A 10,072-nucleotide genomic window follows, 5' to 3' on the forward strand; every position below is an offset into this window, starting at 1 on the left:
GTACATTATATGGTAAAATATGGAGTGATAACTGACTCCTTTATTTAACTATGCCTTCACGAAGCCTAACTGATCTGAACTCATTTCATTTACCCGTAAGTCTAATTAAAAGGGTTATGAAATCCTGCGAATAAGTGAGCATTCGAGAGATATTCGCATCAAACTGAGGGAGTTCATTAAGAGAGTAATTATCTGAACAAATATAATCATTTGGAATATTTATTAACAATAGTTAGATAAATAACAAATTTAGTTATATTTGTTTTATAATTTTATCTATATCGGAAAAGGGGATAGTTATTGTGGAAGGTTGTTTTTGTAATAACTACACTGAAGATACATAAACTTCAGGGACTTATAAGGGTGAAGAATTTAGTTGGGTTGGAAGTCAGGAAGATTTTATTGATAACCCAGATATTCAAAGGCTTAACCAAATTATAGTTGGACGATATGGTGGAAACTCAGAAGCAGGTCAAAATAAGAATGAAGATGGTTGCTTAGTCTGGTCAAATAAAAATGAGGACTGGGAATTCGTAATTATATTAGATGCACACTATACTGCCCAGAGTGCTGAGATAGTGATTGAACTTTTTAAACAGAATAAAACTACAAGAGATTGATAGAAATAAGGAGCTTTTTAAAATGACGCATATTTTAATAGTAGAAGATGATGAAAACATTCAACAGTTTTTGAAGCGTGCATTATTTGAATTAGACGCAGATTTACACCTTTCTTTTTCAGTCAGTGCTGCAGATGCCTTAGTTATGGTACAAAGGCAACGGTATGATGTATTTATCGTCGATATTCAATTAGTCGATTATAAAGGTACAGATTTGGTTAAACAGCTACGCTCTATACAGACATATAAATATACGCCAATCATTTTTGAAACAGCTGTTGTGACAGAAGAACTACGGGCGTATCGAGAATTAAAATGTTATCACTACCTAATGAAACCATACACAAAAGAGGAAGTGCAGAATATTGTTGCAGAGGTACTCGAATACTTGCACCAAGCAAAAACAGATGAACAAACAGTCAGGATTGAACAAAAAGGGTTTATTTTCGAATACCGATTGCAAGATATATTATATATTGAATCATTCGGCAAAAAAATGGTTATTCATCTCTTGACGGAACAAGGGGGACACCGACAAGAAAAAATTGCAGGGTATTCTTTAAAAGCGATGATGGGATTATTACACGAAGGGCCATTTGTGCAATGCCATAAAAGCTATATACTCAATAAATCGTATATTGAAACGATTCAAAAAGCAGACAATCTTGTCAAGCTTCGCCATTGTTTAGTCCCATTACCAATTGGACTTAAATATCGCGATCAAGTAGTGTAGAGGTGAAAAATGGGATTGTTATTATTTGAAACAGCACTTGATGTATTCTCACTCTTTTTGATTATGTTTTTAGTAGGGCGTGAAAAGATTAGCGTTAAAGGGGGAGCAGTCAAATGGCTTGTAGTCATCTTGATATTTTGTCTATTCGATCATACCCAATTTAACTCAGCTGATAGTAGTAGTGTTAATGCAGTACTGCTTAGGGATTTTGAAATTTTACCTGTTCAATCGATTCCAGGACTAATTGGACTACTTTTTTTGACATTATTAATGAATAGCTTTGTTTTAAAAGCATCACATGTTGAAATCATCTTTGTCACAATGCTTGGTTATATTATTTGGTTGTTAATACGATTATTCACTTTCGCGACGATCGATTTACTGACAATTAGTCAGTTGGTCATTCGTCCATTATCATTTCTGCTAACGATATGTTTTTATTGGCTTGTGACAAAAAGGTTTTTAGTTTATATACGCAATGATTTCAATGAGTTTGTCAAATTAATGATTGTCAGTGTTTTTGGTTTTCTATTGTATATCATTCTGTCATCAAGGAATCAAAATGGGTTAATTATTCATCCTGTTTTTATAGAATTTGTTGTTTTGATTGTGCTTGCAATGCTTGGTTGGCTATTTTATGAACAAAAAAGGGCTCAGGTAATGGAAAATCGTATGAAAGCAACTGAAAAATATATACCAATTATTGATGAGTTAGTTGCGGAAGTACGATCTAGACAACATGAGTTTTCGAATAAATTGTTAGCCATTTCAAGTATTTTGCAATCGACTGAGGACATGAAGGTTGCACGCGAGCAGGTTTCGAAGTATGTAGAAAACGTGCAACTAACAAATGGACAGCAAGAGCTACTGAATATGGATCATAAAGTGATTGCAGGCTTTCTTTATACGAAGATGAAACGAGTAGAACAGTTAAAAATGGAATTACATATTGAACGTTCGGTATCGGTGTCAGCCTTTCCATGTGAAGATTATGATTTAATTGAAGTACTGGGTATTCTGATTGATAATGCCATTGAAGCTTGTTATGGAGGCGACACAATTTTAATTCGAATGATGCAATTAAATGATCGATATGAGCTGACAGTTAGTAATCCAGCTGGGTATATGACAAATGAACAATTTATGCAGCTTTTTAAGCTCAGATATTCAACGAAATCCACTCATTCGAACGGGCGAGGCTTTGGTTTATATAACGTCCAACAGATCGCGAAGCAATATAGCGGAAAAATTATCACACGAAACGAACAAAAGAATGGGCAAATGATTACGATAGGTATTCAATTTTAAAGCATAAACAAAGGTTTTAGAGGAACGTAAAAGTATACGTTCCTCTAAAACTTTTGTTTGTTTCTAGCCTATTGTTTCGATTAAATATGTTCGTTATAGTGTAGTCAACGAAACGGAGGTATACGATGAGAAATTTAATCATACTGGAATGGCGTAAATTAAAACTGCCGATTTTACTTACAATCATAGTAGGGACTTTATTATCTATTATTTTATGTAACACCATTTATAAGAGTTATGCATTAGAGCATCAGCTAGAAATATGGGAAGTTGGGTTTGAAATATTTAATTTCATATTCCCACTCCTTGCAGTTTTACCGACGTGTTGGCTCATGTATTTTGAGCGTAAAAATGGCTTCTTAAAATACATTTTACCGAGAGCGAGTAAAAAACAATATTTGTTATCGAAGTGGATTGTCATCAGTGGCAGTGCGTTCTTAATCATGTTCATCATTTCTTTTGTAGGTGTTGTTACAGCTCTTTATGGAGTTCAGCCGATTGATGTGACATATACCTGGATTTCACCCCAAACAGGAGAAGCTGCACCGAGATTATTACAAACGCATTTTGCAGGAGAACTATTTACTGAATCACCACTAATATATGGGTTGTTGTTAAGTGTTTGGAAAGGGTTCATTTGTGTCATTGTAGCAACGATGGGATATGTGTTTAGCCTGTATAGCAAAAACTTATTTGTCATTTTAACAGGTCCTTTTGTTTATACGATTTTAGAAAATTTCTTCCTTTCGATTTTACACCTTGAAAATTTACGATTATTTACGGCTTTTGAACCAACAAGTGTCGAGGTTGAAGCTGTTGGCCTGCCATCATTTTTATTTGGTCCAATGTTAGCCATCGTTATCATGATCCTTTATGCCATTTATATGAACTTTAAGGTAAAAGAGTCTATTTACACGATGTAGGAGGAAAAAGTATGGTTTCAATCTTAAGACATGATGTTCGAAAGCATATAGGGGCGCCTTTACTATTATTAGCCACTATCTATATTTTGTTTTCTATAGTAGAACGGCAAGGTAATTCGGATAGTTATGAAGTGTTTGTTTTACATATGTTAACGGAGCATTATTTAATGATTTACTGTATGACACCGATTTTTTTATTATCTATTTTTAGAAATTTAGAAGAAGATACACCTATTTTATTAGTTCGTTGCCGAAATTTCACACGTTACTTTTATACAAAATGGCTAGCCATCTCGATTTACGCAATACTATTTGTTTTATTGCAAATCATTATTGTAGTTATAATTGGAATCGGCCTACCACATGGGAATGTCTACCCTGTGAATAGTTCAGCTGAAAATGAACTATTTCACTATTTTGAATCTATCTTCTCGACGCCTATAATGGCTACGATTAGTAGCAGTGTATATATGATGGTCGGCTTAGCTTTTGTTGGCGTATCCATCTTAACCATTTTTCATTTCTTCGATCGACGAGTGGTGACAGTATTAGTCCTACTTGCCTATGGGATTATGGCTATCAGTATTAAAATACCTGCACTAGGTTTTCTACCTTTTATTACGATGAATCGCTACATTATACTTCATCACAATTTTATGGAAAATGGTGTTTTATGGTCAGTTGCAGGGATGATTGTGCTGTTAAGTGTCCAAATCAGCTGCATTCGACTTGTTTGGTATCGAAAGTTGTCACCATCTTGGAATATGACACGCAAAGGATTGTTTTTTTATTACGCACAAGCATTATGGACACGTAAAATCATTTTATTGCTATGTGGAATTGTAGGGATTTTAACGATATGGAAAGTGATGAATGGTACGGAAGAGTCATTACAAGATTATATACTTCGGTTTTTCTATGGACAGGAAATAGGAAAGTTCCATTTGTTATCCTTTTTAGATCAGCTCATTTATTATGGAACGCCGTTATATTTGCTTGCATTATTTATAGAAACTTGGTGTACAGATGATAACTTGCCTGTATTTATACGAATCAAGCAAAAAATGAAGTGGTTGTTCGCGATAGTTGCAAATGGACTTATATTCCAAATTATTTATATTAGTTTAACTTTTGCATTACTTTTTATATGTGGTCTATTAACCAATAAAACATGGACAGCCCATACAATCCAGATTTCCGAAAGTATACAAGTGAGTATTTGGCCTATTTTTATTTACTTGAAAATAATGGAGTTTAGCGTTTTGTTCCTTACGTTTTTCTTATTATTTATTTGGCTGAAAAATGTGACGGCTTCTTATTTAATTGTCATGGCATCGCACGCACTCAATATAGTACCAAATGCACTGTTTTCAAATAATCCTACAGGTTTAGGAACGATTGCAAGGCTCCAAATACTTGAAGGTTCGGCAGGTATACCTATAAGTAAAGCATTTACAGTATTAATGTTCGGATTCATCCTACTACTGGTCTTTATTAGTCGTTCATACAAACGTTTTTTTAATTAGGAGGTTCATTCATGACAAACGTAATCGAAGTAAGTAATGTGTCCAAGGCATTTTCTGGACAAACCATCTTGAAAAATATTCAGCTACAAATTGAAAAAGGGAAAACAGTTGGGATTGTCGGCAGTAACGGTAGTGGAAAATCGGTATTATTTAAAACGATTTGTGGATTTATTCGTCCAGACGATGGAATGGTAAAAATTCGAGGAGAAGTGTTAGGGGCTAGAATTGATTTTCCAGAGAATGTAGGGGTATTTATTAATTCACCAGGATATATTGAGATTTATAGTGGCTTTAAAAATCTCCAGTACTTAGCTGCGATTAATAAAAAAATAACAGATACCCAAATTAAACAGACGATGAATCTTGTTGGATTAAACTCGGATAATAAAACGAAGGTAAAGGATTATTCGCTCGGTATGAAGCAAAAGCTTGGCATTGCTCAGGCCATCATGGAAAATCAAGATATTCTAATTCTCGATGAGCCATTTAATGCATTAGATTATAAAACATATAATGATATCAAGGAGATTATCAGATCACTTCAAGATGCTGACCGAACAATTTTACTAACAAGTCATCACTTTGACGATATTGAAGAACTTTGTGATGAGGTGTATTTTATCGCTGACGGTGAACTGAATCATTTAACAGAAGAAGTTAAGTCGATTTATTTTAAACGTTCGTAATAAAGTAGGGGACTATAATAACACCAGCTAATAAAAGCATATAAGTTATTCAAGAAAGGCGTTTTTTTAATAAGTTGTCCTTTGTAGATTAGGAGGAATTAGCTAAGAGTAAATTAAAATGAAAGAAGGTATCGTTCATGAAATATACCGGCCAGTTTAGTCTAGTAAGCATCGTTTTTATATTCTCTTTCTTTCAAATTTTCTACAATCTAACCCCACTCCACCAACAGTTTATAGAGGGCATGTTGTTATCGATCATTGCATGGATTATCGGTAGGGTCTATGATCAAATGCGTTTCAATGCCAACTACGATAACCTAACGCAAGTATTTAACCGAAGGTACGCCTTAAAGATTATGCAGAAAAAGAAAGTAAAATCAGTTCAAACAAACTCTCCTTTCGCTGTGGTCATAATCGATGTAATTAGCTTTAAAGATTTAAATCACCGGTTAGGTCATGAAACAGGAGATCATTGGTTAAAAGGGCTGTCTATGCTTTTATTGGACCACACCAGCAACTCCGATGTTGTGGCACGATGGGGAAGCGATGAATTTATCATTATCGCTTCAGGGTTTACCCAAAAAGATACAGAAGTTTTCATAGACAATTTGGAATCCGACATACTAGAACAAATTAATAAGGCCAAAATCCCTTTGGGCATTGGGATTGCTATTGGCAACGCCCAATATCCGGAAGAAGGCAACTCATTAGACGAGATTCTTCATGTTGCTGAACAGAGAATGTTTGACGTGAAAATCAGGACAAAAATTTCCACTGCACGCCAGTCATCTAATGGAATGTGAGTATAATAGAAATTTACCTTTCAACTATCTGTTACATTTAAGATTAATAATTTCTAATATGTTCGGCTGGTGAAGTAGTGCTGTAGTATGACCATTACTGAAGTTTAGCCTACAAACAGGCGGCTTTATTGTAGTTGAAACTAACGGGTGCTTTACTTCAATAACAGAGTTGCTGCGGCAACCTTTTTCTTATGGCACTAAATAGGGCAGGATAGTTGAAGAACGAACATGGTTTTTTATGGTAAAATTAACTTAATTATTTTCATTAAGGAGTCTATCTGCAATATGAAATTAGATGATAAAAAGAAAAAGATTCAAATGGAATATAGGGAGAAATTACAGCAAAAGAAACAGAATAAAAAATTTACCCTTGAAGCAATCGTAGTTGCTTTTATCATTTTTCTATTCATTGTTTTAAATTCAATTTTTAAAACCTTTTAACTGTTTTTTTATGTCACAGCTTGTGTTAACTCTACAATAAGTCTTATTCAACAGGTGCTTTACTTCATTATCAGGAACTGATCAGCAGAACTTATTCTTATATTGAAAAAAAAATAAAACTTTGTTGTTCAATTTTCGTATATGAAAATACCAAGAATAAATTAGGAGTTGTTTTTATGTTTGACATTGCCTTGATATTGTTTATAGCTTCTGCTGGGGTAGTTATTGCTATTACCGGCTTCTTCGTTATATTAGGTCGAAGGATTTTAGAACCTAAGAAAAAACTTCAACAAAAAATCGATAAACTAGAAGAAGAGGTTCAAATATTGAAAAATCACAAATAATAAACTAGCTTTAATGAACTAACGGGTGCTTTAAAGACTTATTTTTAACACCGTCCGAATAATCGGAAAAAATAGGGGAGGTACCCATATGGATAGACGCAAAAAAAATAAAAGATCTACATTTAAAATTCAGCATGAGTATAGAAAGAAAATGAAAAAAGAAACAAATAATAAAGAGACTAATTTAGAAATGATGATTGTTGCTATAATTCTTTTTATATTATTAATAGCAGCATGGATATTTTCTCTAAGTTGAAAGGGGTTTTATAATCTTTAATCCTTGTTGAACTAACAGGTGCGTTAGCTGATGATCGGAGCTGTATTAAGACAGCTTTTTTTATGGAACTAAACCAGCTAATAGTTAGTCAACATTTTTCAATTAAAACTTAAAATATTTCATGCTATACTAAATTTGTGCATGCCAAATAACCTTCCAATGAACCGTATTTGGAAAGTTTTGTGCTATTTAGTTATACTTTTAAACTAGGTTAGATCTTGGAAAGTCGAGTTATTTTGTAATAGTGCATAAATCCATTGTAGAAGCTTATTAGCACATGCTATCCCAGCTACTTTAAAGGGCTTTCCTTCTTCACGTTTCTTATCATAGAACTCTCGTAATCTCTTGTTCCGAGGGATGATTTCATCTGTCGTTTTCTTCTTGCGACAATCACGAATGGCACAACGAACGGCCATATATAAGGCATGTCGTAGTCTGCCAGAACCTCTTTTGGTAATCCTATTTACTGTGCCTTTAAATTTACCTGATTCAAAGATACTTGGATCAATTCCGGCAAATGCCACTAGTTTTTTAGGGTGATTAAACCGATCAATCTCTCCGATTTCAGAAATAATCGTTGCAGCGATTTTTTCACCGATTCCAGGGATGGATTGGATAATCTTATATTCTTCAATTTCTTTTGCCAAAGCATCTATCTCGTCTTCAAACCTGGATAGGTGCTTTTGGTATTCTAGAAGCATTTTTATATACATCTCTAGGCTTAAAATGTGACTCTGATATAAAGTTCTCTGAAAAGGATTTCGAGCTGAGGCAGCCATAAGTTTCTCTGCCTTTGTATTCGCCCACTTTCTAGAACGACTTGGACAAAGTTCATTAATCCTATTTGCTACAGTTTCTTCACCGACTGCTAATATGTCTTCAGAAGTAGGGAATTCTAATAGAGTAAGCAAAGAAACAACCGAATACAAATCTCCAAAAACCCCTCTATATTCAGGAAATACTTGATCAAGAACAGCCTGAAACTGTAGTTTTGTTTGTACATAGATACCTGTTATATTTGCATGTTGTCTTGAAAGATTACGAAGATTTAAGAGTTGTATCCCTCGTTTTTTATAAGGCTCTAAATCCTCTTTATAGTACAGCTCGCAGAGGTGACGTGCATCGATTAAATCTGTCTTTACTTTCCGTAAACTAGAGCTCTTCGCACGATAAGAAATGAGTGGGTTAACGATAATTAATAAGTAACCTCTCTCCTCAAAATACTGCACAATGGGCGTATGATAATGCCCAGTAGACTCTAAAACGACCGGAGGTCGAATTCCTGTTATGTTTTCTATCTCTCTAAGATATTGGTGTAAGCTCTCTAGTCTTCAATGGTATGTGCTACTTTAAAACTTCTTTTATAAGGCTTCTTTTTATCCAAGAACGCTTGAACCTGACTTTCACCTTTCGCTACATCCAGACCAACCACTGGATTCATTTTTTATCTCCTCCAAAAACATATTATTGCCGGTAACCCCTAATCCTTCTTGCAGTATCATAGCTTCGCTTGTTATACGAGATCTTGGTCCCAACCAGCCAAATCATGTTTAAGCAAGTAGGGGGCGAACTGTTTAGTTGACGGGGTCCAAGCCCCACGGGCAGGAACGTTCTGCCCCAGCTACCGTTATCATATATCGATATAAAAATTGTTCAACCAGAAATATCTGGCTGACCTTATAATACGAAGGGGCAGGATAGTTGCATAAGGTCCATGTTTTAGTACCAACTATTAATACCAAGTGATAATATAAAAAGATATTAATAAAATAGTATTGTTATGGGGGCTTTAATGATGTTAGATACTCAAAAAATTAAGGAAGTAATTAGACATCGTTATCCATTTCTTTTAGTGGATAGGATTTTGGAATTAGAAGAAGGAAAAAGAGCAGTTGGTATAAAAAATGTTACTGCAAATGAGAGTTTTTTTAACGGGCACTTCCCCAATTACCCAGTTATGCCAGGTGTATTAATTGTAGAGGCATTAGCTCAAGTAAGTGCAGTTGTGATGTTAACTAAAGAAGGAAACGAAGGACGATTAGGGCTTTTAGCAGGTATAGATAAATGCCGTTTTAAAAAGCAAGTAAAACCAGGAGACCAACTTCGTCTTGAGGTTGAAATCACTCGATTAAAAGGTCCAATAGGGAAAGGCAAAGGTATAGCTACAGTTGATGGAGAATTAGTTTGCGAAACAGAAATAATATTTGCATTTGGTGATTAAAAGCTATTAATTTTAAAAATGTTATTCAGGTTCTTGAACAAACGTGTATCTTTTTAGATCAGAGCTGTCCTTAAGGCAGCTTTTTCTTTATGCATACTAACGGGGCAGCATTCCTGTAATAACTGAAAATGAGGTTTGAACGAAAAAAGACCTCTTGATAAGATGAATGTGTCCTGAGCTGGCCAGCTAA

At 34.5% G+C, this 10,072-nt stretch carries 10 protein-coding genes and 1 pseudogene; 10 read left to right on the forward strand and 1 reads right to left on the reverse strand.

Translation table 11 applies throughout. The features are described from left to right. Positions 1-642: 642 nt before the first annotated feature. The 9 genes from ACIQYG_RS26440 (at position 643) to ACIQYG_RS26480 (ending at position 7,640) form a co-directional block, all read left to right on the forward strand. Entirely contained in the window at positions 643-1,353 is a 711-nt protein-coding gene (locus ACIQYG_RS26440; protein WP_402844439.1) for a LytR/AlgR family response regulator transcription factor, read from the forward strand. Between the two features lie 9 nt (positions 1,354-1,362). Beyond that, the gene (locus ACIQYG_RS26445) at positions 1,363-2,661 is read left to right on the forward strand and encodes a sensor histidine kinase (protein ID WP_402844442.1); all 1,299 of its coding nucleotides are present in this window, start codon (positions 1,363-1,365) and stop codon (positions 2,659-2,661) included. A gap of 125 nt (positions 2,662-2,786) precedes the next feature. Then, the gene (locus ACIQYG_RS26450; RefSeq protein ID WP_402844445.1) at positions 2,787-3,584 is read left to right on the forward strand and encodes a hypothetical protein; all 798 of its coding nucleotides are present in this window, start codon (positions 2,787-2,789) and stop codon (positions 3,582-3,584) included. Positions 3,585-3,595: 11 nt separating this feature from the next. Next, a complete protein-coding gene (locus tag ACIQYG_RS26455) occupies positions 3,596-5,110 on the forward strand; it encodes a hypothetical protein (protein ID WP_402844448.1) in 1,515 nt (504 codons plus the stop codon). A gap of 11 nt (positions 5,111-5,121) precedes the next feature. After that, entirely contained in the window at positions 5,122-5,796 is a 675-nt protein-coding gene (locus ACIQYG_RS26460; RefSeq protein ID WP_402844451.1) for an ABC transporter ATP-binding protein, read from the forward strand. A 137-nt stretch (positions 5,797-5,933) separates the two neighbouring features. Further along, positions 5,934-6,599 (forward strand): GGDEF domain-containing protein, encoded by a 666-nt coding sequence (locus ACIQYG_RS26465; protein ID WP_402844454.1) that lies wholly within the window; start codon positions 5,934-5,936, stop codon positions 6,597-6,599. Positions 6,600-6,884: 285 nt separating this feature from the next. Then, positions 6,885-7,040, forward strand: coding sequence for a hypothetical protein (locus tag ACIQYG_RS26470; protein WP_289336993.1), 156 nt, complete (start codon positions 6,885-6,887; stop codon positions 7,038-7,040). A 176-nt stretch (positions 7,041-7,216) separates the two neighbouring features. Next, positions 7,217-7,384 carry a hypothetical protein gene (locus tag ACIQYG_RS26475; protein WP_289319550.1) on the forward strand — a complete coding sequence of 56 codons (168 nt, stop codon included), beginning with the start codon at positions 7,217-7,219 and terminating at the stop codon, positions 7,382-7,384. An 88-nt stretch (positions 7,385-7,472) separates the two neighbouring features. Then, positions 7,473-7,640, forward strand: a complete 168-nt coding sequence (locus ACIQYG_RS26480) for a hypothetical protein (RefSeq protein ID WP_289336994.1) — start codon at positions 7,473-7,475, stop codon at positions 7,638-7,640. 227 nt (positions 7,641-7,867) lie between these two features. Here the strand turns inward: ACIQYG_RS26480 and ACIQYG_RS26485 are convergent. Then, positions 7,868-9,102, reverse strand: a pseudogene (locus ACIQYG_RS26485) (IS110 family RNA-guided transposase). Between the two features lie 354 nt (positions 9,103-9,456). Here ACIQYG_RS26485 and fabZ point away from each other — a divergent pair. Next, positions 9,457-9,882 carry a 3-hydroxyacyl-ACP dehydratase FabZ gene (gene fabZ, locus ACIQYG_RS26490; RefSeq protein ID WP_402844461.1) on the forward strand — a complete coding sequence of 142 codons (426 nt, stop codon included), beginning with the start codon at positions 9,457-9,459 and terminating at the stop codon, positions 9,880-9,882. Positions 9,883-10,072: the final 190 nt, after the last annotated feature.

The organism is Peribacillus sp. NPDC096622 (assembly GCF_044762665.1).
Lineage (GTDB): Bacteria > Bacillota > Bacilli > Bacillales > DSM-1321 > Peribacillus > Peribacillus frigoritolerans_B.

What these genes read in the sequence shown, in the direction of transcription:
- ACIQYG_RS26445 (WP_402844442.1), top strand. Translation starts at nt 1,363, where the DNA reads ATGGGATTGTTATTATTTGAAACAGCACTTGATGTATTCTCACTCTTT.
- ACIQYG_RS26465 (WP_402844454.1), top strand. Translation starts at nt 5,934, where the DNA reads ATGAAATATACCGGCCAGTTTAGTCTAGTAAGCATCGTTTTTATATTC.
- ACIQYG_RS26460 (WP_402844451.1), top strand. Translation starts at nt 5,122, where the DNA reads ATGACAAACGTAATCGAAGTAAGTAATGTGTCCAAGGCATTTTCTGGA.
- ACIQYG_RS26450 (WP_402844445.1), top strand. Translation starts at nt 2,787, where the DNA reads ATGAGAAATTTAATCATACTGGAATGGCGTAAATTAAAACTGCCGATT.
- fabZ (WP_402844461.1), top strand. Translation starts at nt 9,457, where the DNA reads ATGTTAGATACTCAAAAAATTAAGGAAGTAATTAGACATCGTTATCCA.
- ACIQYG_RS26455 (WP_402844448.1), top strand. Translation starts at nt 3,596, where the DNA reads ATGGTTTCAATCTTAAGACATGATGTTCGAAAGCATATAGGGGCGCCT.
- ACIQYG_RS26470 (WP_289336993.1), top strand. Translation starts at nt 6,885, where the DNA reads ATGAAATTAGATGATAAAAAGAAAAAGATTCAAATGGAATATAGGGAG.
- ACIQYG_RS26440 (WP_402844439.1), top strand. Translation starts at nt 643, where the DNA reads ATGACGCATATTTTAATAGTAGAAGATGATGAAAACATTCAACAGTTT.
- ACIQYG_RS26480 (WP_289336994.1), top strand. Translation starts at nt 7,473, where the DNA reads ATGGATAGACGCAAAAAAAATAAAAGATCTACATTTAAAATTCAGCAT.
- ACIQYG_RS26475 (WP_289319550.1), top strand. Translation starts at nt 7,217, where the DNA reads ATGTTTGACATTGCCTTGATATTGTTTATAGCTTCTGCTGGGGTAGTT.